General features: G+C 68.0%; 1 protein-coding gene. It reads right to left on the bottom strand.

Annotated features, from left to right (window positions below; genetic code table 11):
- Positions 1-26,295: a WXG100-like domain-containing protein gene (locus BJ970_RS35095; RefSeq protein ID WP_184732198.1), complete on the bottom strand. Its 26,295-nt coding sequence runs from the start codon at positions 26,293-26,295 to the stop codon at positions 1-3.
- Positions 26,296-26,517: the final 222 nt, after the last annotated feature.

Genomic DNA, 26,517 nt, shown 5'->3' on the forward strand with positions numbered 1-26,517 from the left:
TCATTCGGATGCGTCCGCTTTGGCTTCCCATTTCGGGCCTTCGGGGTCTTCCGGCGAGGTCTCATCTTCCGTCGACGTGTCGGTTGGTGCCTCGGGCACGTCGATCCAGATGTCGATCCGGGTGGGTCCGGTGGCGGGCAGGAACTGCGGGGTGGCGAGCAGTCCCACATCGCTGGGGGTGAAGCGGAAGCGCTCGGGGATGTGCCACTGGGCGATGCGGAGCTTGTCCTTGAGTTCGCCTGCGAGGTAGGAGAAGTCTCGTTTCGCCGGTGATTCCATCTTTCCGTCCGCGTCGAGATCACCCTGGACGACGTAGCGGACGCGGGGCTCGTAACCCTGCCGTTTGGCTTCGAGGACCTTACTCACCAGCGGGTAGAGGGCGTAGCGCGCACGCATCCTGGTTGGCGCGTCGTCGCTGATGGTGATGCTGGCGTCGGCGGGGCCGGCGGCGCATTCAGGTTCGGTGCGGGCGCGCGCGAGTTCTAGCTCGTAGGTCTGCTTGGCCTGCCACCAGGCCCGCTGCGCGGCCTGCTCCTGGGCAACCGCCGCGCGCCAGACCTGTTCCGCTTCCTGCTTCTGCGCGGCTGCCGCACGGCGCTCCTGTGCGGCTTGGGTGGCCTGGGTGAGGGTGGCGCGGGCGGCGCGTTCCTGGTCGAGCGCGGTGGTCCACTCGGTGTCGCGCTCGGCGAAGTCCTTCGTGGCGGTCACCAGCGCCGCGGGCAGCTCGGTGCCGCGGTCGTTGCGGCGGATGACGTAACCGGCGTCGAAGGCGGCGTCGACGACGGCCTTCTGCTTGCCGATGCTGAACTTGCCCGGGCTGGCGATGATGCGGAACTCCGCCTGGTGCATCCAGGTGCTGGTGACACCCTCGCGCGCGGTATCGGTGGTCGTGGCGCGAAGGGCTTTGCCGCCGCTCTCGTTTCCGGTGCCCTGCTCGATCTCGGATTCGCGCGCGCCCTGAGCGAACAGCGCAATGTTCCATCCACCGGCGGTGCCGAACTCGTTGCGCCCGGCCTGGTAGGTCTCCGAACCGGGCGGCTGGCCGACACCTTCGGAGACCACCGGCGCGGTGAAAACGGCATGCCCGCTACCCGAACCGAATTCCTCATGCTCGGTGCGCGGGTGTGCCGTCGACCCGTCGATAGTGATGCGCCCGCTGGCCGAGGTGAGCGAGCCCGGGTCGGGAAGCCGCAGGTGCACCGCCACATCCAGCCCCAGCCCGGGCGGCAGATCGACCAGCAACGCCCGCGCGTTCGGATCGGCCAGCCTGCCCAGCAACGCCTCCAACCGGTGCGGGGAGAACCACGCCCGCAACGCCCGCCGCGCTTCCGCGCTCACCGTGCCGCCGGCCGCCGTGATGGCGCGCTCAGACGCGGTGACCAGATCCTCAACCCTGCCGGAGAACTCGACCGCCCGGAAATTCCCGGGATCCGGCAGTGTTTCCGTGTCCTCGGACCGCCAGTACCGCACCTTTTCGTCCGCCGCCTCCGACACCGGGCGGTCGGTGATCGTGGCCGTGCGAGGTCGCTCGGCGACATCGGCCGGCAGCGTGTCTTCCACCGCCGTGCGCACCCCGATACTGCGCGCGTCGGGGGCCGCCGCGATCCGCTGCCCATGCCGCTCGATACGCACGTCGAACAACACCTCGGCACGATGAGCGGCCAATGCACCCGACACCTGCTCCGAGTTCGTGTGGTTCTCCGACGAAGCACGCGTCCGGGTACGGACCTGCTTCAACCACTCCGCGATATGCACGAGACCAACACCCGTGTGGCTGTAAGAAGAACCATGGCGCGGCGCCGACTCACCGTCCGAGGGCGCCGTGGGCTTTGGACCGAGCACATAGAGCGTGGGGATCAGCACGCTGAAGGCTTCCATGAAGACCCGGCTGGCCTGACGCATCGTGCTGGCCACCACGGACGCCGAACTCGCCGTGGCCACCTCGCCATGCGTGACCCCCTCGGCCACCGGCTCCCCCAGCAGCTCCGCCCCCACGTGAAGCTCGTAGGTATGGCCGCTGAGCCTGTCCTCCAGCCGCAGCGGCGTGCTGACCCCGCCATTGCCGGCGTCGCCGAGTTTGGCCTGCACCGAGGACAGGAAACGCTCCGCCTCACGGTAATTCTCATGCGCGGTTTCCCCCGCCGAAAGCGGCAGCAACCGGTCGGCCTGCTCGGCGCCCAGCCGCTGCGAAAGCTGTTGGTGCAGCATGGGAATCCGGTCGGTCAGATCCACCGTCTCGGTCACCCCACCGCGCCAGGACGGCACCCCCAGCTTATGCCCGGCCGGGACCGGCACCACGTCCCCGTCCTGGCTGGGCGATGTGCGCGCGGCCTCCGACGACGATTCCCCGTTCTGCGGCGACGTGTGCTCGTCGGATTTCTCCGCCTCGCGGGCACGCTGGGCGTCGACCTCGGCCTGTTTGGTCCTGATCTCTTGTAGCTGCTCGTCGGTGACCAGGACCGTTCCGGCCCGAGGCAGCGTGAACCGCTCCGCCGAGCGAGTGGCGGGTTTCGACCCGAACATCCCGAACCGGTCGAGGTTGCCCACCGTGCGGACCTCGGCGGCGACCGTGGCCTCCACGTCCACCTCCACCAGATGCAACTGGCGCGGCGCACCCGTGACCGACCGCGTCTGGCTGCTACTGACCGTGTGGCCCTGCTTGCGCGAGGAACTACCCGCCCACACCGTCAGTTCCTCCAGGGCCAACCCACCCAATTTGATGGTGTGCTCACCCTGGTGCGTGGCGAAGTCGCTGGTGAGGATCATCGCCGGTTCGATGGCGTTGCCGAAGGTCACGGTGCTGGAGGTGCCGCTGTAGGTGCTGGCACCCCCGGTCGCCGACCGGGTCGGCTGCTGCCACACCTTGACCGGGTTCCCATCGGCACCGAGCACCGGCTCCGGATCACGCAGCATCAACGAGTACTCCACCGCGCCATGCTGGTCCCGGCGACGCCGCGGCGAGAACAACCCATCCAACCGGAACTTGCGGCTCAGACTCCGCGGATTACCCCGCAGCGCACCCAACGACATACCCCGCTCCACCATGCGGCCGTTATCGCCCAACTCCCAACTGGAATGCCCCGAAAGCGCCTTAAGCTGGGCGAACGCCGAATCCCGCAGATGCTTCAACCCATGCAACGACACCACCGGCACCCCATCCAGCGCCCGCGACAACCCCGCCCGCAACGACCCATCGGTCGCCGGAACCTGCGAGCGCCCAACCGGCTCCACCGCCGAATTCTTCAGCAGCTCCAACTCGGTCTTGAGCTGATCGGCCTGCCACGCGGGCAACTCCACCACCACATCGGTCTCCACCACACCGGGCCGGCGACCCTCGGCCTCGGCCGTGGCATCCACGATCGGCAGATCCCGCACCGCCGGGGTATGCACCCCCGGCTTGCCGACAGTCACCCCCTTGACCAAGGTGTTCCACTCCTGCCAATGCGACCCCGACGCGGTATAGCGCACTCGGAAGGCCAGCCGCTTATGCGGCTCCTGCCCCACCGCACCCCCATCGGTCAACTCGGTGCTGCGAGCCCCACCGAAGGACACCTCGGTGTTCTCACCCGTGGCCGAGGACTTGGTCCGGGTGAACCCAAGCTTGTGATAACTGGTGCACAGCGACGTCTTGCCCGCCAGCACCGAATACACCCGGGCCACGAACCCTGTCCCGGCCGTCCAGGTCACCGCCCGGCTGTGCTGCACACTGTCGGACTCGGTGCTGGTCTGCGTAGCCGCCACCGACGCGGCCGGCCCCAGATCCTCGACCTCCAACACCTGCGCGGCCACCTTCAGCGAGGCGTGATAATCATGCCCCCGCCCATGCTCGACCAACTCCACCATCGTGGCCTGATCAGTGAACATCTCCTCGGCCACCCGCGGCGAAGACAACCGGTCATCCGAAGTCGCCGCGTCGATCCGCTCGCCCCGCGCCAACTGCCGCCCCGCGCTACCCGAGATGCCGCCGGCCAGCTTCGGATCACCGAAATCGGTCACCAGCGCGGCATCCCGCCACGCCCACCGATGATGCCCCGGAATCGTCCGCGCCGAATCCCGCAAAATCCGCGCCAGCTTCGCCCCCGCACCACTGGAGGCCAACGCCGCCCCCGTGATCCCGGCAGCCCGATCCGAATGCGGCTGGCTATCGCCATCGACCAGACCAGCCCTGCCCGCCAACTCCGCCGGCGTCCAATGAGCGGCATCGATGGCCTCGGGGAACGTGATCGGCGACCGGCCGGGCGCCCGGACCTGCAGATCGTAAACGGTGCGGTACCGCACCACCGTGGCGTTGCCCGCCGCGGCCTCGTGGTGCCCCGAGGCGTGGGTGAACTGCTGGTCATGGCTACTCCCGCCGCCGCCGGCGACATATGGGCCGGCGGCGACGGTCAGCATGCCCACATCCACACCCGGGCCCGCCGACACCGAGCCACTGACGTGCCGGGACGCACCGAAATGACTCGTCACCGTCGTGCCCTCCGTACCGGCGGACACCACCGACGCACCCTCGATCGTCTCCAGATACGCCACTTCCCGCGCCACCGCGCGCATCTGCACGCGGCGGATACGGGTCGGCAGCAACCGGGTCAGCGGAGTACCCAACGGCAACAACGCCTCCGAGGACACCCAACCCCGGCCCGCCGCCGCCTCCTGCGGGCTCACCGCCATCCTCGGCACATGGTGCTCAATGCCCCGCTGGCTCAGGAAACTCCGCAGACCGGCGCGCGCATGGCCGCCCAGCGAACCGAACTGCGCGATCACCTGGTCATAGATGCTCGGCAACCGGCCCGGCCTCATCTTCATCCGGACGGGCTTGCCCTGGTAGTGACCGCGCACCGTCTCGCGGACACGCGCCCCCTCCAGCACCGACGAAGGCAACTCCGACGGCACCGGCACCGCACGACCATGCTTCACCGGCCGCAACCCGGTGGGCACACTCAACTCGACGCCGACCGGGCCGGCGCCGGGATGATCATGCCCACCCACAATGGCAGTGCGACCGACGGCGTCTCCGTTATTGTCCACTAGGGACATGTGGAACGTCACCCGCACCTGCACCACGGTCGCACCGGCGTACTCGCTATCACCGCCGGGAGCCGGCTTCGCCGGCAACGCGATATTCACCGACTCCCGCAGCGTCTCGGCACGATCCGTGCCCCGGCTCACCGCCGTCCCCGTCGGCACATCCACCATCCCCAAACCGAAAAGACCCGGCACCGCAGGGACGAAAAACACCTGCTGGTAATGCGGTTTGAAGCTCGAAGCAGTCCCCTCCCCCGACGCGAAGTCACGACCCGCGGCAGCCGAGGGCGCACCACCCTGCCCCCGCACGACAGCCCGCCCCACCCAGTCGAACTCCGCCCGCACCCGGATCACCGCATGCCCCACCCGGAACTCCCGGCCGTCCCCCAGCAAAGAACCGACCTCGTTGCGCACCGCATGCTCCACCGCGTCCATGCCCTCGCCCGCCGGCACCAGGTCCTTGGCCGCCGCCACCACACGGTCCGCGCCCACCGTCGCGCTGACTTGCCGCGCCGGACCCAACGACGCACCCCGCCGCAAATATCCCGGCAACCGCAACCGAGGCCGAGCAACGTCGCGGGGTTCACCGCCGCCAGCCTTGCCCCCAACCGCTCCGGCCAACGCATCGCCACGACCGTCGCCGACGTCGCGGTCGGGAATATCCGATGGCTCCGACCACCGCTCCGGCTCGGACCGTCCGGCCGGCTCAGACCACGCGGCCGACTCCTCGGACTGGGCCGAGTCGGACGAGTCGGCCTGATTTTCCGTGCCGCCAGGCCAGAACAGGCGGCGTTGTGTGCCGCCCCCGCCAGTGGGCGTGCGCGCATCCTCCGCCGAACCGTCCTCCGGAGTCTGTTCCAACCTGGATGGTGCGGTCTTGCGCCGAGCACCAGGGCTTGACCGGTCGTCATTACGCGAGCTAGCCAACCGGTACAACCGCGCCAGCAAATCACGTCGCTCGCGCTCCATCGCATCATCAGCTTCGAAACTGGCCGCCTCCCGCACCGGGTCCACGACCGACAACTCATCACTGGGTCGCGGAAGGAACCCACCACCACCGCCACCCGCGTCGGCACCCGCACTCACGTTCGCGCTCGCAGCCCCCAACGCCCGCAAGTGTTGCCGCATTGCCTCCGCAGCCGCCCGATCACCCGGAGCACGCAACACCTGATGCGCCATCACCAACCGCACCGGCTCCGGTGCCGGACCACCCAACGCCGCATCGGCAGCAGCGAACAACCCCGCCACCGCGCCGGCACCCTGCCGATTCGTCAACTCCCGCAACGCCAAATCAGCCGCCTCGATCAACCCGTGCATCTCCCGCACCGCTGCGTCATGCCGCACCTGCCGCACCCTCGCGATAGCAGCCGCCGCAGCCTGCGCCTCGTTCCGCAACGCCCGCACATCCACCTCACCCGACATCCCCTGCCGCGCGATGTCCGACCACCACTCCGCCCGCGCACGCAACTCGGGGTCATAAGACGCCGAAGCATCAACCAGCAGCCGCCGCAGAGAGCCCACCGATGCCGTCAACTCAGAAACCAACCGCTGCCGCTCACCCGCACCCACCGTCGGCACACCGCCACCCGAACGCGATGGCCCGGCAACCGTCGGCACACCGCCACCCGAACGCGATGGCCCGGCAGCCGGACCACGAGGCTCGCGGTTGACCTCCGCCACCCGCGCCTGGCCCCATTTCTTGCCCTTCCCGAACATCTCCGCCAACGACTCACCGCTGAGGCGCTCACCGGCGTCGCGGGCACGACGCACCTCCGCACGCGCCGCCTCCCGCTCCTGCTCGCCCTGATCCTGCCGGACCGTCGTACCACCCTCGCGCCTGACCTCCGCCAGCCGAGTCCAACCCCATTTCTTGCCCTTCCCGAACATCTCCGCCAACGACTCACCGGTGTGGTCCCTACCGGCCTCGCGGGCACGACGCACCTCCGCACGCGCCGCCTCCCGCTCCTGCTCGTCCAGATCGTGCCGGGTCGGCGCACCACCCTCGTCCTCGATCTCCGCCAGCCGCGCCCGACCCCAGTCCCCCGTTCTTCCGAACCGCTCCCCCAAGACCGCACCGGTGTAGGGCCGACCCGCTTCGCTGGCACGACGCGCCTCCGCACGCGCTTCGGCCCGCACCTGCTCGTCCAGATCCTGCCGCGCAGTCGAACCATCCTCGCCGATCTCCGCCAGCCGATCCCGACCCCAAAACCGGCTCTTCCCGAACTTCTTCCCCAAGTCCGTAGCGGTATAGGGCCGACCCGCCTCACGGGCACGAAGCGCCTCCGCACGCCCCGCCTCCCGCAACCGGTCGTCCAACTCTTGCCAGGTCGCCGCGCCACCATCGCCCGCGATCTCCGCCAGCCGATCCCGACCCCAGTCCCGGCCCTTCCCGAACTTCTTCCCCAAGTCCGTACCGGTATAGGGCCGACCCGCATCTCGGGCACGACGCGCCTCCGCACGCCCCGCCTCCCGCAACTGCTCGCGCGGATTCGCCTGTCCCCGATCCTCACCCCTACCGCGCTCGGTTCCCGGCGCCGCTGCTGCGTAGGGCCTGCCCTCGGCAAGAGGACGACGCGCCTCCGCACGCACCGTCGCCCGCTCCTGCTCGGCACCTTCACCGACCGAATCGCCTTCTCCCGCACCATCATCAGACATGCCCCCAGCAAAATCCGACAGCGCCGCTTGTTCCGGATCCGAATACCCGGCATCGTCTGACTCCACGGCCGCGCCCGGGTCCTGCCTATACGCCCTCGAAACGGCAAGCTCCGGCCCACCGACCGAGCGCACACCATCCCCAAAACCCGATGGCTCGGCTACTGCAACATCAGCCTCGTTCTCAATCTCCGTCAGCCGGTTCAGGCCCCAGGTGCGGCTCTTGCCGAACTTCCTCCCCAACTCCATACCCGTATAGGGCATGCCCTCGTCACGGGCACGACGCGCCTCCGCACGCGCATCCGCACGCAACCGGTCGTCGAGACCCTGCCAGGTCGCCGCACCGCCCTCGCCCTCGATCTCCGCCAGCCGCGCCCGACCCCAGTTCCGGCTCTTCCCGAACCTCTTGCCCAAGTCCGTAGCGGTATAAGGCCGACCCGCGTCACCGGCACGACGCGCCTCCGCACGCGCGGCCTCCCGCTCCTGCTCATCCAGATCCTGCCGGGTCGTCGCACCACGCTCGCCGATCTCCGTCAGCCGCGCCCGACCCCAGTTCCGGCTCTTCCCGAACCTCTTGCCCAAGTCCGTAGCGGTATAAGGCCGACCCGCGTCACCGGCACGACGCGCCTCCGCACGCGCCTGCGCGGACAACCGGTCGTCCAGATGCTTCCGGGTCGTCGCACCACCCTCGCCCTCGATCTCCGCCAGCCGCATCCGACCCCAGCTCCGGCCCTTCCCGAACTTCTTCCCCAAGTCCGTAGCGGTATAGGGCCGACCCGCCTCACGGGCACGAAGCGCCTCAGCACGCGCATCCGCCCACTCCCGAAATGGCATTCCCGGCCCTGCGTCATCAAGCCCGCCGGGCCCAGCAAACGTCTGCGACGGCCCCTCACTGACCGAATCACCGTCTCCCGCACCATCGTCAGACGACTCTTCCTCAACATCCGACAACCCCCTATCACCAAATCGTTCCGCGCCGCCGCCAAGCCCCGCAAACCTCTGCGACGGGCCCTCACCAACCGAATCACTCTCTCCCGCACCATCATCAGACGACGAGTCCTCAGACGACTCATCATCCGACGAACCCGACTCCTCATCCGACGATGCCGACTCATCATCCGACGATGCCGAATCCTCATCCGAGGACCCCGAATCCTCATCCGAAACCGAATGCCCGGCATCCGCTCGCGGCTCGACGTCGGAGTCGTCCGCCTGCACACCCACGTCAGGAACACGCTCACGCGGCCCCGAAACATCAACCACCCCGTCGCGGCGCAGCCGCTCCACCAGCGCCCTGGCGTCACTCACCCGCTTCCGCAATGCGGGCACATCCACACCATCGAGCCCGTGCCGACCCAACGTCGCCCACCAGTACTCAACCCGCTCTCGCAACCCAGGCAGGTAACCGTCCGGTGCACCAACCAAAGACCGTCGCAACGATGCGACCGACTCCCACAACTCGGCAACCAACCGTGTCCGCTCGCCCCCATCGACACCCCTCGCCGCGACGCCCTCCGAGGACCCAACGCCCGGCGAATCAGCAGCACCCAACGACGATCCCGCTCCAGCCTGGACAACCGTTCCCACGGCGCGCGTATGCTCCTCCCGCTCCGCACCCGATTCCGGCCGGGCCGCAGCACTCTCGTTCCTGATTTCCCCAAGGCGTTCCAAACCCCAGCTCTGGCCTTTTCCGAACTTCTTCCCCAACTCCACGCCGCTGTAAGGCCTGCCCTCGTCCCGTGCACGACGCGCCTCCGCACGCGCCTCCTCCCGCTCCCGCTCCCGCAACGCCGAAAAAGAAGCACCCTCGTCCTGGATCTCCCTAAGACGCTTCGCGGCCCAGTCCTTGCTCTTTCCGAACTCCTTCCCCAGTCGCGCAGAGGAGTAAGGCCTGCCCTCGTCCCGTGCACGACGCGCCTCCGCACGCGCCTCCTCCTGCACCCGCTTTTGCAACGCCGAAACAGTCACACCCTCTTCCCTGATCTCCCGAAGCCGCGCCGAACCCCACTTTTCACTCCTCCCGAACTTCTCCCCCAACGCCTTGCCGTTGTAGGGCTCACCCGCATCCCAAGCACGACGCGCCTCCGCACGCGCCTCCTCCCGCTCCCGCTCCCGCTCCTGTTCCAGCAACGCCGAGCGGCTCAAGCTGCCCTCGTCCCTGATCTCCCGAAGCCGCGCCGAACCCCACTGTTCGCCCCTCCCGAACTTCTCCCCCAACGCCTTGCCGTCGTAGGGTTCACCCGCATCCCAAGCACGACGCGCCTCCGCACGCGCCTCCTCCCGCTGCATCTCCAGCAACGCCGGGCGGCTCAAGAAGCCGTCCTCGTCCCTGGTCTCCCCACGCGCCTCCTCCCGCGGCTCCTGGTCACGCGACGTCGCACGAGTCGCGCCGATTTGTTCATTGAGCTCCGCAAGCCGGTCTTTACCCCACGTCGAGCTCTTTCCGAACTTCCATCCCAAGATCTCACCCGTGTACGGCCGACCCGCATCCTGCGCACGACGCGCCTCCGCACGCGCCTCCGCACGCAGCAGCTCCTTGTCCCGCCAAGCCGACCGGGTCACCTCACGGTCTCCGCGGACTTCGGCAAGCCGGTGTCTACCCCACGTCGAACCCTTTCCGAACTTCCTCCCCAACGTCTCACCCGTGTAGGGCTCATCCACGTCATCAGCGCGACGCGCCTCCGCACGCGCCTCCTCCCGCAACCGATCTACATCCGCAAGCCTCGTGGCCGTGCTACGGCGCCTCGCCGGCCTACGTTCGGTGTCGTCATCTGGCGAATCGGCAACACGCCCCCGCTTGCGGCCACTGCTTTCACCGATCGGAGCCGTCTCGGCGACATCTCGATCACTGTCCTCATCGGACGACACGGCCTGGTCATTGTCCTCCTCGGAAAAATCCCGATTACTGTCCTCATCGGACACCTCCACCACCGCGGCATCCCGGCCCGAGCTGTCGACGCCACTGGACTCGGAGGCATCGGAGACCTGGAACGCCGCTGGGGCAGTCGACGCCATTACCACGTCGGCAGCGTTGCCTGCCGGGGCCGCATCCCATACAGGACTCATCGGATTAAACGACCACGTCGCGATGTCATCCGCCAGAATGGCGGCCGGATCAAGCGACGCCGAATCAATCGTCCAATTCGACCAATCCGCCGCGTACTCGGCTTCGCCCGGGTCAAGCCCCCACGTCATCGGAATATCTGGCGTTTCGGCAGCCGCGCTGGCGGCCTGACCGCTGTCCGCACCGTCATCGAAGCCGGGAAGATCCGCCAACGGATCCGGCCCCGCCCCGGCCTGGACGGCCAGCCCCGTGCCTCCCGTACCAAGGCGGGCCGCCAACTCCCGGGAAAACCGCACCGGATCCTCATGGCCAACCCCACCGGCCTTCGCCGCCACCAAAGCCACCACATCGTTCAATGACACGCCCGCATCGCCACGCGCCAGCGCCACGACATCATGCGTACCCTGCACAATCCGCATCGCCACGGCATGCGGCGCACCCACCGACCGAGCCCGCTCAATCTCCCGACGCAGATCCGACTCCGTCCACCCCGTCACACCGACGGACGCACCGTCTGCACTGCCCCGCACCCCCGCCTCGGCCGGGGGCACGAATTGAGAGCCCACCTCGCCGCGCACCCGCTCGACCAACGCCCGAGCACCGTCCACCCGCTTGCGCAAATCCCCCAACGCCGCACCATCAAACCCACCTCGCCTCAACGTCTCCGTCCACAACTCAACCCGCCCGCGCAACTGAGGCATATACCCCTGCGGCGCACCAGACAACATCCCGCGCAGGGCATCCACCGATTCCGCCAAGTCGGAAACCAACCGCGACCGCTCAGCCGTCGCCGCACCCCCAGACACATCCACCGTCAGGTCGCCCGCCGCCGTAGAACCGCTGCCAGAACCCGCCGCATCACCGACATTCCCGATCTCCGCAAGCCGTGTCGCGCCCCATTTCCAGCCCCTTTGGAACCTCTCCCCCAATGCTCGGGCGTTGTAGGGATCACCGGCATCCCGTGCGCGACGCGCCTCCGCACGCGCCTCCTCCCGATCCCGCGCGTCCAATTCCTTCCGACTCGACTCACCTTCATCCTTGATCTCCGCCAACCGCGCCCAACCCCACGAATCGCTCCTCCCGAACTTCTCCCCCAACGCCCCGCTGCTGTAGGGCTTGCCCGCATCCCGCGCACGACGCGCCTCCGCACGCGCCTCCTCCCGTTCCTGCTCGTCCAAGTCCTGCCGGCTCACAACGCCGTCATCCTTGATCTCCGCAAGCCGTGCCTGACCCCACCCGTGGCTCTTGCCGAACTTCACCCCCAACGTCGCTCCGCTGTAGGGCTCACCGGCATCCCGGGCACGACGCGCCTCCGCCCGCGCCGCCTCGCGCTCCTGCTCGCGCGAATACTGCCGAGTCGCACCACTGTCATCCTTGATCTCCGCAAGCCGCGCCTGCCCCCACCGTTCGCTCATCCCGAACTTCTGCCCCAACGCCTTGCCGGTGTAGCGCTCACCCGCATCCAGCGCACGACGAGCCTCCACCCGCGCCGCCTCGCGCTCCTGCTCGCCCGCTGCCGGTTGAGCACCGTCGACGTCCTTGACCTCCGCAAGCCGCGCCTTGCCCCACTTCACTCCCCTTTGGTACTTCTCCCCCAAAGTCGTGGCGGTGTAGGGCTGCCCCGCGTCCCGAGCACGACGCGCCTCCGCACGCGCCTCCTCCTTTTCCTGCTCGTCCACATCCTGCCGGTTCAGACCATCCGCATCCCTGATCTCGGTAAGCCGCGTATGACCCCACCTTTCGCTCATCCCGAACTGCTCGGCCAACTCCAGTCCAGTGTGGGGCTTGCCCGCATCCCGAGCACGACGCGCCTCCTGCCGCGCCGCTTCGATAACCCCCTGCCGGTTCGCCGCATCGTCATCCCTGATCTCCGCAAGCCGCGCCCAACCCCACGCCTGGCTCCTCCCGAACTTCTGCGCCAACGTCGTGCTGCTGTAGGGCGTACCCGCCTCTTGGGCACGACGCGCCTCTACGCGCGCCTGTGACCGCAGCTGCGTCGGGGCCTGCGACTTCGGCTCACCCACACGGCCCTCGCTCCTGACCTCCCGAAGCCGCGCCTCAGCCCATTTCACGCTCTTGTCGAACCTGTTGGCCAACTGCGGGCCGGTGACGGGCTCGCCCGCGTCCCAAGCACGACGCGCCTCCGCACGCGCCGCCTCTCGTTCCTGCTCGTCCAAGTCCTGCCGGCTCGCACCGCCCTCATCCCTGATCTCCCGAAGCCGATCCAAACCCCACGCGCCGCTCTTCCCGAACTTCGCTCCCAACGTCGCGCCGCTGTCGGGGTTACCCGCATCCCGAGCGCGACGCGCTTCCTGGCGCGCCGCCTCCCGTTCCCGTTCCCGCGCGTCCCATACCGGCCCGGTCGCCTCACCCTCCTCCGTGATCTCCGAAAGCCGCATCCAACCCCACGATTGGCTCTTTCCGAACTTCTCCCCCAATGCCTTGCTGTGGTAGGGCTCGCCCGCATCCCGAGCGCGACGCGCCTCCACCCGCGCCGCCTCCCGCAACTGCTCCTCCAAATCCTGCCGGTCCGCACCGCCCTCCTCCTTGATCTCCCGAAGCCGCGCAAAGGCCCACGTTTCGGACTTCCCGAACTTCTTCGCCAACTCCTTACCGCTGTAGGGCTTGCCCGCATCCCGGGCACGACGGGCCTCCTCGCGGGCCTCCTCCTGCACCCGCTGCGCCTCGGACTGCTCGCCCGTGCCACCAGGCCCGGCCGACCTGTGTGCGGCGCCTTCATCGACAGAATCATTGGCACGCCGCCGCTTGCGGCCACTGCTCCCGCCAACCAGAGCCGTCTCGCCCACACCACCGTCACTGTCCTGGTGCGGAAGGCGGTGCGGCTCCAACTCGCGGCTCACCCGCTCGACCAACGCCCGCGCATCGTTTACCCGCTTCCGCAGATCCTCCACCGCAGCACCATCAAACCCGCTCCGCCCCAACGTCCCCGACCACACCTCAATCCGCCCACGCAACCCAGGCATCAAGCCATCCGGCGCCCCGGCCAAAAGCTCCCGCAATGTATCCACCGATACCGTCAACTCAGAAACCAACTGCGACCGCTCGGCGGCATCCACATCCGCAGACGACGCAGCCGGGTCAGCCGCATCGGCCCTCGACTCACCCACGTCCGACCCAAAATTCCACTCCGGCAAAACCATCGGCTCAATCGACCACGTCCCCAGATCCATCGCCAGCTCGTCAGCGTCCGGATCAAAGCCCCACGTCATGGGAATATCCGCAAAATCGGCCGATTCGGCGGTCATACCGGCGGTCTGGCCGCCGTCAGCAACTTCCGCAGAGCCAGGAAGATCCGCCAACGGGTCCGGCCCCGCCCCAGCACTGACACCGAGCCCGGTCCCCCCGGAACCAAGACGCGCTGCCAACTCCCGAGAGAACCGCACCGCCTCATCGCGACCGAACTCACCAACCCGCGCCGCCACCAAAGCCACCACATCATCCAACGACACACCCAAATCACCACGCGCCAACGCCACCACATCATGCGTGCCCTGCACAATCCGCGCCCCCACATCATGCGGCCCACCGACCGCATGAGCGTGCTCCATCGCATTACGCAGATCCGACCCAGACCACGCCGCCACACCCGACAAGCCCGAAACCGGCAGCTCGCCCCCGGTCACCGCCGCCGGCACACCACCCGGCGCCGGGCCCTCCAGCACCTGCTGACTCGCACCAGCATCGTTCTTGATCTCCGCAAGCCGGTCCTTACCCCAGCTATGGCCCTTTCCGAACTTCTTCCCCAGCTCCTTGCCGCTGTAGGACTGACCCGCGTCCCGAGCTCGGCGCGCCTCCGCCCGCGCCGCCTCCCGCACCTGCTCGCGCTCATCCCGCCAGGTCAGAGCGTCCTCATCCCTGATCTCGGCAAGCCGCGACGCACCCCACTTCACGCCCCTTCCGAATTTCTCCCCCAATGCCAAGCCTGTGTAGGGCTCCCTCGCGTCCCGAGCTCGACGCGCCTCCGCCCGCGCCTGCTCGCGCAGTTCCTGCCAGTCCGGAGCGTCCTCATCATTGATCTCCGCAAGCCGGGACGTCGCAGAGTCGGGACCGGAGCCCTGGAAAACCTCCGGAACGCGGTAAGAACCCACCTCGCCGCGCACCCGCTCGACCAATGCCCGAGCGTCGTCCATCCGCTTGCGCAAATCCCCCAATGCCACAGCGTTGAGCTCACCCCGCGCCAATGTCCCCGACCACATCTCAACCCGCTCCCGTAACCCGGGCAGGTAGCCCGTCGGCGCACCTGGCAAGAGCCTCCCCAATTCATCCACCGACAGCGCCAACTCAGAAACCAACCGCTCCCGCTCGGCCGCATCCACATCCGCAGACTCCACAGCAGCGTCAGCCGCATCCTCCTCCACACCCGAGCTAGAACCCCGCTCTCGCGCCACATCCGCCGGATCGAACGACCCCGTCGACAACCCTTCCTCCGCAAGCTCGACGGCCGTGGGGTCGAAGCCCCACGTCATCGGAATATCCGCCAGCTCATCGGTCGCATCGCCGAGCTCACCGCGGTCCGCGATCTCCGCGACCTCCGCAAACTCCGGAAGACCTGCCAATGGATCCGGATCGGCAGGAACCTCGGACACAGGCATGACCTGGGACGGCAACTCACCGCGTACCCGCTCCACCAACGCCCGAGCATCATTCACGCGCTTGCGCAAATCCTCCAATGCCACATGGTCGAACCCACCCCGCGGCACCATCTCCGACCACACGTCAACCCGTTCCCGCAACCCAGGCATGTACCCCTCCGGCGCACCCGCCAAAAGCCCCCGCAACGCCTCCACCGACACCGCCAACTCGGAAACCAACCGCGACCGCTCAGCCGCAACCACATTTATCGCAGACATGGCCTCCGATGCCACCGCGCCTGCCCCATCACCTTGCTGCGACCCCGACGCATCGCCGACTCCCCTGATCTCCGCCAGCCGAAGGCGTCCCCACCTCTCGCTCTTCCCGAATTTCGCACCCAACTCGACACCGCTGTAAGGCTCACGCCGCACACGTGCACGGCGCGCCTCCTCCCGCGCCGCCTCCCGCAACTGCTCTTCCAAGTCCTTCCGGCTCGCCCCGCCCTCAACCTTGATTTCATCAAGCCGCGCACGACCCCACGATTCGTGCCTGCCGTACTTGCTCGCCAACACCAAGGCGGTATAAGGCTTTCCCTCATCGCGCGCACGACGCGCCTCCACGCGCGCCGCCTCCCGCTCCTGCTCCTTCGAATCCGGCGAGCGCACATCGCCCTCATCCCTGATCTCCGCAAGCCGCTTATTGCCCCACCGCAAACCCCGTCCGAACTTGTTCGCCAATGTCTCGGCGGTGTTCGGCATCCCCGTATCACGAGCACGACGCACCTCCACCCGCGCCGCCTCGCGCAACTGCTCGGAGTCCGCTACCTCCCGCTGACTCTCAGCGTCCTCTTCCCTGATCTCCCTAAGCCGCGACAAACCCCACCATTCGCCCTTCCCAAATTTGGCCCCCAACGCACCGCCGGTGTACGGCTCACCCGCATCACGAGCACGACGCGCCTCCACCCGCGCCGCCGCACGCATCTGCTCCACGTCATCCGGCTCCGCCACGCTCGCGCCGGGCTCGTTCCTGATCTCCCGGAGCCTTGTAGAACCCCACCGTTCGTTCCTCCCGAACTTCCTCCCCAACGCACCGCCGGTGTACGGCTCACCCGCATCACGAGCACGACGCGCCTCCGCCCGCGCCGACTCCCGCAGCAACTGCCCCGGGGCCTCCGGCTCCGCCACGCTCGCGCCGGGCTCATTCCTGATCTCCCGGAGCCTTGTCGAACCCCACTTTTCGCTCTTCCCGAATTTGGCCCCCAACGTGCCGCCGCTGTAAGGCTCACCCGCGTCCCGCGCACGACGCGCCTCAACCCGCGCCGACTCCCGCAGCTGCTCGTCCAAATCTTGTCGGCTCGCACCACCCTCAGCCCGGATCTCCGCTAGCCGCCTCCGGCCCCACACTCCGCTCTTCCCGAACTTCGTCCCCAACTCCTCGCCGGTGTAAGGCATCCCCGCATCACGAGCACGACGCGCCTCCTCCCGCGCCGCTTCCAGTTCGTGCTCGTCCAATGCCTGCTGGAGCACATCGCTCTCATCCTTGATCTCCGCTAGCCGCGACCAACCCCACCTTTCACTCTTCCCGAACTTCTCCCCCAAAGTCTTACCGTTGTACGGCTCACCCGCATCACGAGCACGACGCGCCTCCGCCCGTCCCGACTCTCGCTGTTCCGCAGGGCCAACCAGCGTGCGCCTGCCACCGGGCTTCGCAGGCCGACGCGCGGCACCTTCATCGACCGCATCGTCCTCGACATGTCCCCGCTTACGGGAATCACCAACCGCAGCCGTTTCGCCCACACCACGGTCACTGTCCGCACCAAACTCCAACAACCCCGCCGCATCCCAGCCGGCGGCCTGCGACTGCTCAATGCTCGCCGGATCGGTCGACCACAGCGGGCGGCCACCCCCCCATTCAACGGCCCCCGGATCAAGCCCCCACGTCATCGGAACATCCGCCGACTCCGCGGCCATTCCACCGGTCTGGCTACCGTCCGCACCTTCCGCAAAACCCGGAAGATCCGCCAACGGATCCGGACCCGCCCCAGCACTGACACCGAACCCGGTCCCCCCGGAACCAAGACGCGCTGCCAACTCCCGAGAGAACCGCACCGCCTCATCGCGACCGAACTCACCAACCCGCGCCGCCACCAAAGCCACCACATCATCCAACGACACACCCAAATCACCACGCGCCAACGCCACCACATCATGCGTGCCCTGCACAATCCGCGCCCCCACATCACGCGGCCCACCCACCGCATGAGCCAACCCCACCGCCCTACGCAGATCCGACCCAGTCCACCCCGCCACACCCGACGAGTCCGAAACCGGCAACGCGCCCCCGGTCACCGCCGCCGGCACACCACCCGGCGCCGCGCCCCGCAGTGCCTGCTGACTCGCACCAGCATCCTTCTTGATCTCCGCAAGCCGGTCCTTACCCCAGGTACGGCTCCTTCCGAACTTTTTCCCCAGCTCCGTTCCGCTGTAGGGCTGACCCGCTTCCCGAGCACGACGCGCCTCCGCCCGCGCCTGCTCCCGTACCTGCGCCAGTTCCTGCTCGACCAGATCCCGCCGACTCGCACTATCCTCGCTCCCGATCTCCGTAAGCCGCGACGAACCCCACTTCACGCCCCTTCCGAACTTCTTCCCCAGCTGCTCGGCGGAGTAGGGCCTCCCCGCGCCCAGTGCGCGCTGTGCCTCCGCCCGCGCCGCCTCCTGCACCTCCTGCTCAACCGAATCGTGCTGGCGCAAAGCGCCCTCGCTCCTGATCTCCACAAGCCGCGACGCACCCCACTTCACGCCCCTTCCGAACGTCTCCCCCAATTCCTTGGCGGAGTAGGGCGTACCCGCTTCCAGTGCACGACGCGCCACAGCCCGCGCCTCTGCCTTTTCTTGCTGGTCAGCAACCTTTCGGCGCACATCCTCCGCATCCCTGATCTCCGCAAGCCGCGCCAAGCCCCAGTCCGCGCTCTTCCCGAACTTCCCTCCCAATGCCTTGCCCGTGTAAGGCTCCTGCGCATCACGACCACGACGCGCCTCCACGCGCGCCGCCTCCCGCACCCGCTGCGCATCAGACGACTCAGCCGTGCCATCGGGCCCCGCCGGCCTACGTTCAGCACCTTCATCGACCGATTCATCGGCACGCCCCCGCTTACGGCCCGCACTCCCACCAATCGGAGCCGTTTCACCAACTCCATTACCACTGTCACTGTCACTGTCCTCATCAGACAGCGCCAATCCCACCGCATCCGAGTCGGAATGTTCTCCGTCGCTCGTCACAGAGTCGAGGCCGCCGCCCTGGAACTGCCCGCCAACACGATAAGACCCCGCCTCACCGCGCACCCGCTCCACCAACGCCCGGGCATCGGCCACCCGCTTGCCCAAATCCCCCAACTCCACATCGTCAAACCCGCGCCGCTCCAAAGTCGCCGACCACACCTCAACCCGATTCCGCAACCCAGGCATGAAACTCTCCGGCGCACCCACCAAAAGCCCCTGCAACGCATCCACCGACGCCGCCAGCTCAGCGACCAACCGCGACCGCTCAGACGCATCCGCCGCCGACTCACCCACCGAGCCCACAACCGCTTCCGCGGCATCCATGCTCGGCCCGGAACCCCACTCCCGCTCAAAAGCGCCCGTATCAAACGACCACGTCTCCAGCCCTTCCATCAATTCGGCAGCATCCGGATCAAATCCCCACGTCATCTGAATATCCGCCGAGTTAGCGGTCATACCACCGAACTCACCGCTGTCCGCGACCGCCGCACCGGCCGATGCGGACTCACCCTCATCACCGCCCCGCACTCCCGCCTCGGGCACAGGCACGTCTGCCGCTGGCACGAACAGAGACCGCACCCCATCGCTCACGCGCTCGACCAGCGCCTGAGCATCCGCCACCCGTTTGCGGAAATCCTCTACCGCAGCACCATCAAACCCACCCCACCGCAACGTCCCCGACCACACATCGACCCGCTCCCGCAACCCAGGCATGAAACTCTCCGGCGCACCCGCCAAAAGCCCCTGCAACGCATCCACCGACACCGTCAACTCGGAAACCAACCGCGACCGCTCAGCCGTGATCACATCCGCAGACGACGCGGCCTCCGGCGCCACCACGCCCGCCACATGGCCGCCCCGAGAACCCGACGCGTGGCCGGATGCGGAGGGCTCACCCGCATCAACAGCACGATGCGGCTCGGGCAATTCCCGCTGGCGCACATCATTCTCATTCGCGATCTCGGCAAGCCGCGCGCGTCCCCACCTTTCGCCCTTCCCAAACTTCGCCCCCAACTCCCTGGTCTTGTAGGGCTTACCCGCATCGCGCGCACGACGCGCCTCGGCCCGCCCTGCCTCCCGCAGCTGCTCATCCAATTCCTGCCGACTCGCACCGTCCTCATTCTTGATATCCGCAAGCCGCGCGCGTCCCCACGTTTCGCTCTTCCCGAAATTCTCCCCCAATTTCACGGCGGTGTAAGGCTTTCCCGCATCGCGCGCACGACGCGCCTCCGCCCGGCCCGCCTCCCGCAACTGCTCCTCCAAATCCTGCCGACTCACACCGTCCTCGGCCCTGATCTCCGCAAGCCGCGCCTTGCCCCATTTCACTCCCCGTCCGAACTTTTTCGCCAATGTCTCGGCCGTGTAGGGCTTACCCGCGTCGTGCGCACGACGGAACTCCTCGCGCCCTGCCTCCCGCACCTGCTCATCCAAATCCTGCCGACTCGCGCCGGCCTCATCCTTGATCTCCCCGAGCCGGGTATGGCCCCACCATTCGCCCTTCCCGAACTTCGCCCCCAGCGCCGCGCCGGTGTACGGCTCACCCGCATCACGAGCACGACGCGCCTCCTCCCGCGCCTCCTCCCGCAACTCATCCGGATCCGCCGCGACGCTCTCGCCTTCGTTACCCTTGATCTCCCGAAGCCGCTCCAGACCCCACCAATCGCTCTTCCCGAACTTCGCCCCCAGCGCCGCGCCGGTGTACGGCTCACCCGCATCACGAGCACGACGCGCCTCCTCCCGCGCCTCCTCCCGCACCACCTCCGAAGCCTTTAACCGCTTCCCGCTCGCATCACGCTCGTTCGTGATCTCCTGAAGCCTTCTCAAACCCCAGGTTTGGCTCTTCCCGAACTTCTTTCCCAACTCCTTGCCGGTGTACGGCTTCTCCGCATCACGAGCACGGCGCGCCTCCGCTCGCGCCGCCTCCTGCAGCTGCGCCGCATCATCGGGCCTATCGGGCGTGCCATCGCGCCCTGCGGACTGGCGCGCGGCATCTTCATCGACCGAATCGTCATCAACATGTCCCGGCTCGCGGCCAGCATCAGCGGAAAGCGTTTCGCCAGCACCGCCGTCACCGTCCGCACCAGACACCGATGGGTCCGACCCACCCACACCCCACTCCCGCTCCAAAGCCACCGGATCAAACGACCACGTCCCCAGATCACCCGCGAGCTCGGAAGCGCCCGGATCAAGCCCCCATGCCATCGGAATATCCGTCGCCTCAGCGCTCATACCACCGAACTGACCGCTTTCCGGGACTTCCCCAAACCCCGGAATCTCCGCCAATGGATCCGGGCCCGCTCCGGCGCGAACGCCCAGGCCCCTGCCCTCCGTACCTAGACGGGCCGCGGACTCGTCGGCATTACCGCCCCGCACCCCCGCCTCAGACACAGCCACGAACTGTTGCGCCGCGCTCTGCACCCGCTCGACCAACGCCCGGGCATCTCCCGCCCGCTTGCGCAAATCCTCCACCGCAGCACCATCAAACCCACCCCTCCCCAACATCCCCGACCACACCGCAACCCGCTCCCGCAACCCAGGCATAAAGCTCTCCGGCGCACCCACCAAAAGCCCCCGCAACGCATCCACCGACGCCGCCAACTCAGAAACCAACCGCGACCGCTCAGCCGCAATCACATCTACAGGTGACACGGCCTCCGACAACGCCACATCCGCCACATCACCGTCCGGAGCATCCGACGGATCGTCGGCTCTCCCGATTTCCGCACGCCCCGCCGCGCCCGATGTCCAGCCCTCGTTGACCGTCTCGCCCTCGTCCCTGATCTCCGCAAGTCGCTGCCGACCCCACCTTTCGTTCTTCTCAAACTGCTGGGCCAACGCGATACCGGACTCGTAGGGCTCACCCGCATCACGTGCACGACGCGCCTCCGCACGCCCCGCCTCCCGCAACTGCTCCTCCAATTCCCGACGGCTCGCACCGCCCTCATCACTGATCTCCGCAAGACGCTGCCGACCCCACCATTCGCCCTTCCCGAACTTCTCCCCCAACGCCCTGCCGGTGTACGGCTTGCCCGCATCACGAGCACGACGCGCCGCCTCCCGCCCCGTCTCCCGCAACTGCTCGCCCAATTCCTGACGGGTCGGACCGCTCCCATCCCCGATCTCCGCCAGGCGCGTCAAGGCCCACGTTTGGCTCTTCCCGAACTCCTGCGCCAACGCCCCAACGGAGTAGGGCTCTCCCGCGTCGCGAGCACGACGCGCCTCCGCACGCCCCGCCTCCCTCAACTGCTCGTGGGCGTCAATCCCGCCACTCTCGTCCCTGATCTCCCGAAGCCGCTGCAACCCCCAGCTTTCGCTCTTCCCGAACGCCTCTCCAAGTTTCGCGCCGGTGTAAGGCTCTCCCGCCTCGTGAGCACGACGCGCCTCCGCCCACGCCGCCTCGTATTGCTGCCTGGGCTCGTTCGATGCCTGGCCGCTCGCAGCATCGTCAGCCGTCACCTCCGCAAGCCGGTCCCTAGCCCAACTTCCGCCCTTCCCGAACTTCGCCGCCAACTCCGTGGTGCTGTAGGGCTCACCCGCATCGCGAGCACGGCGCACCTCCACTCGCGCCGCCTCCCGCGCCTGCTCCAGATCACCCGCGCCGACCTCATCGTTGATCTGACGGCTCGCACCGTCTTCCTTTCTGACCTCCGCAAGCCGGTCCCTAGCCCAACTTCCGCTCTTCCCGAACTTCGCCGCCAACTCCGTGCTGCTGTAGGGCTCACCCGCATCACGAGCACGACGCGCCTCCACTCGCGCCGCCTCCCGCACCTGCACCGGGTCTTCCACCGGCCGCTGACTAGCACCGCCCTCCTTGATCTCCGCCAGCCGCCCTCGACCCCACCTTTCACTCATCCCGAACTTTCGTCCCAAAGCCTTGCCGTTGTAGGGCCGACCCTCATCCCGAGCACGACGCGCCTCGACCCGGGCAGCCTCTCTCAACTGCTCCGCTTCGTGGGACTCCTCGGCCGTGCCATCGCGCCCCGCAGGCTGGCGCGCGGCACCTTCATCGACCGCACCGTCATCATCACGCCGCCGCTTACGGCCACCACCCGAAACCGTTTCGCCAACACCACGGCCGCTGTCCGCAGCAGACACCGACAGCCCCGCCATTCCTACGTCCAACCCGGCACCGTGCGATTGCTCAATGGCCGACGGGTCAAACCACCACGCCCCGTCATCCGCCCAGTTAGCGACGCCCGGATCAAGCCCCCACGTCATCGATTCATCCGCAGCCTCACCGCTCATGCCACCGAACTGACCGCCGTCCGAAAATTCCCCAAACCCGGGAATACCCGCAAACGGATCTGGTCCTGCTCCGGCGTGAATGCCGAACCCTGTTCCCCCGCTACCGAGGCGGGTCGCCAATTCCCGGGCGAACCGCACGGCATCGGCAACGCTGACGTCGCCGGCCCTGGCCGCGACCAAAGCCACCACGTCGTCCAGCGACACATCCGCATCGCCCCGCGCCAGAGCCACTACATCATGCGTGCCCTGCACGATCCGCTCCGCCACATCACGCGGCCCGCCGACCGACTGAGCCCGCTCGACCTCCCGACGCAGATCCGCGTCCGTCCACTCCGCCACGCCGGTCGAAGTCGGTTGTTCCTCGACCTGCGCGCCGTCCGGAACAGCAGCCGACGAACTCGCCAAAGCATCCAGCCCGGCCGGCGCCTCAATCCGGCCCGGCCCGCCGACCGGGCGGGGACGAGACCCATCGGCAGCGAACCGCATCCACCGCGGACCACGCCGGCCACGCCCCGGCATCAACACAACAACATCACGACCCAATTCCCGCGCCACCTCCGACGCCTGGCCCGACGACATCACACCGGGACTCGAACCGTCCCCCGACTCCAACACCACCGGACCCGCGCCAGCATCGCCAACACGACCACGCACGAATTCCACAACCCCACCGCCGGAGGCCACATCCACCGGCACCGACACCCGCACCGCACCCGCACCCGCACCCGCACCCGCACCCGCACCCGACACCGCACCACCCGACGCCACAGCCCCAGACGACTCCGGCAACACCGACGAGCCCGGCGAGACCGTCGACTGCGGCCCACCATCACCCACACGAGCCGAATCCGCATTCCCCGCCACCGAACCCGCACCAGAACCCGGCCCCGCAGACGCAGCCGGAACGGCGGTTCCACCCCACACAGACCCATGCCCCGGCAACGTGGCCCCGCTGTCCGAACTCGGGGCCGCACCAGGCGCCGTGGACGTCGTCCCCGACATCACGGCATCCGAAGACGCACCAGGCACATCAGTGGCGCCCGTCGACGGCTTGTCCACCACCGAGCCAGGCACCTGAGTGGCGGGCCCCGCCGCCTGCGCACCCTCCAGCGGGGCATTCGGGTTGTCCACACCAGAGGGACCAGTGCCCGTGTGGTCGTTCGGCGAGTCGACACGGGAATCGCCAACCGTCACACCACCAGCAGAGCCCACCGCACCACCCGGACCCGACGAACCCGACCCCACCGCCGGATTCCCGGTCGCCGCAGCCGCACCATCCGCACCCGACGAGCCAACACCCGCGTGATCACTGCCAACAGCTCCGCCATACGCCGGCGATTCACCCACCCGAGAGCCCTCGGCCGTCACACCACCATCAGAAACCGACGAACCATCCCGATAGCCGCCAGGACTGTCCATAGACGACGAGCCGCGAGTGGCCAGCTCGCCACGCTGCGTCGAATCGCCTTGGGAATGACCTGCCGTCACACCATCGTCAGCGACCGGCGAACCATCCCGGCCGGGCGAACCCGTCCCCGGCACCGGCGCCGAATGCCCCACCGAATCGGACGAATGCCCGACCGCATCGCCACGACTGTCCACACCAGACGATTCTGGAACGCCGTGGTGGGTATCGGCATTCGGGCTGAAGGCCGGTGGCGGCGAGGCGGCGTGGGAGCCGCCCACCCCGGCCGCATCCTCCAAGCCCGGCGAATGGCTGCTGACCAGGTCGTGCCCCTGGGGTGGGCTGTAGGGTGGCGGCGGCGTGCCCGGCCTGCCCTGACCCGCCAGCGCACCGGGCACCGCTCCATCAGCCTCGCGCCACGACGCCACCCCGCTCGGCGTCTCAAATACACCGGCATTGGCGTCCTGCCCCAATGCGGCACCGGCATCCGCATCCCTGGGCCCACCACCCGGCGTGGCCACGCCGCCAGCGGGCGAAGCAATACCGGTATGCGGTACCGAGTTATGAGCTGAGCGGCTCGGCGTCGCAGCACCCGAGGACGGAGACATGCCGGCGGCATTTTCCTTGGCCACCGCACCATCTCCGCGTTCCGGTGCACCAGACGCGTCGCCAAGCGGCGCCTTTTCGGTGCCGGAGCCAGCAGGCGGGAGAGTCGACGGCACCGTAACGCCCGACCCCGCCGAACCCGGTGCTTGGCCGGTGGCGATTGCGCCGGCACCAGGCGCACGCACCCCGGATTCCACATCGGGCAGGCCATTCGGGGAGCCGGGCTTTTCGCTGTGGGTATACGAGAAGCCTGGCTTCTCGCTCGTCTGCGATCCCTCGCCCTTCTCCGACCCGGAATCGGTCGTCAACTCCTCCGACGTGTCGGTGCCGGTGTCGGTGCTGCCGGAATTCTTTTCCTCGTTGGCGGCCTCCCGGGCGCGGCCCGCCGGGGTCAGCTCGCCCCGCACCGCCAGGCCCGCCAGGTTCCCGACGCCTGAACCCACCGCTTCGGACAGCCCGGCGGTGAAGGAGAACGGGTTCCACTGCGCTCCCTGGCCGCTGATCGCGCCGTACCCGGCCTCGCCGAGCATTTCGGTCAGGCCCTCTTCCAGGGATTCGCCCAGGCCATGGCCGAAGCGGGCCACCCACATCGCCCGCACCGACATACCCGTGTAATCCTCTAGGTTCTTGGAGACCACATCGGCGAATTTCGCCATCGAGGCCACCGGGTACTGCTCCGCATGCTCCTCGGCCACCTGCCGCGCCGCCGTCTCCAGCAGCTTGGCATCGACCTCATCACCCAGACCCCGCACCAAAACCTTGGTGATCGCGTTGCCGACCACATTGCCCAGCGCCGACAAGGGCGCCGCCAGCAGCCCGCTGAACGAGCCGACCCCCACCGCCATTTCCGACATCGCGGCATCCCACTTATCGCGCGTTCCCAGCGCGAACTGCAAACCCTGTGCCCCAGCATCCATGACCACTTGCAGCCCGACGCCCACGATCTGACCCATCGCCAAATGCATGAACAACTGACCCCACCACCGCGACAACAAAAACCGCATTACCGCAAACCGCGCCGCCAGCCACGCCATACTCGCCCCAGCAGTAGGGCCCGCCATCGCCACCGCCCAAGCGATCTCCGCCAAAAGCAGCAGCAGGCCCCCCACTGTCACAAACTTCAAATACTGCACCTGCAACGCCAGATTCCGCACAAACTGCGCCAATTCCCGCAACCCCGCGCCACCGGATTCCAGCATTGGACCAAACGCCTCCAACCGCTGCGCGAACCGGTCCGCCGCCTTCCCCGAAAACTCACCCCGCACCCGCCCCACCACATCCCCCACCACCGGACCCAACGTCTCCACCGTCGCCGCATCCGACTCCAACCGCTCCGCCACCGCGAACAACGCATCCTCATCCGCATCCGTCATGTCCTCGCCGGTCAATACCTGAAAAAGCCGCCTCACCTCCTCCGGCACCAGTAAGGACACGAAAAAACACCCAATCAGATCACGCTTCGGACTTGGCCTAAACGGCCATCGTGCAGGTATTATGAGGCAGCCGAGCCCGTGCACCGAACCGTTCACCCCGCCCCGACAGCGATCATGCGCGTTCAGCCGCCAAAAGCGGGAAATTCGGGCAACACACGGACCTCTCGCTCCCCGAGACCGAACGCACCCAGGACGCCGACCTCAGGGCGGACGCGACCCCGA

Source organism: Saccharopolyspora phatthalungensis (genome assembly GCF_014203395.1).
GTDB classification, from domain to species: Bacteria; Actinomycetota; Actinomycetes; order Mycobacteriales; family Pseudonocardiaceae; genus Saccharopolyspora; species Saccharopolyspora phatthalungensis.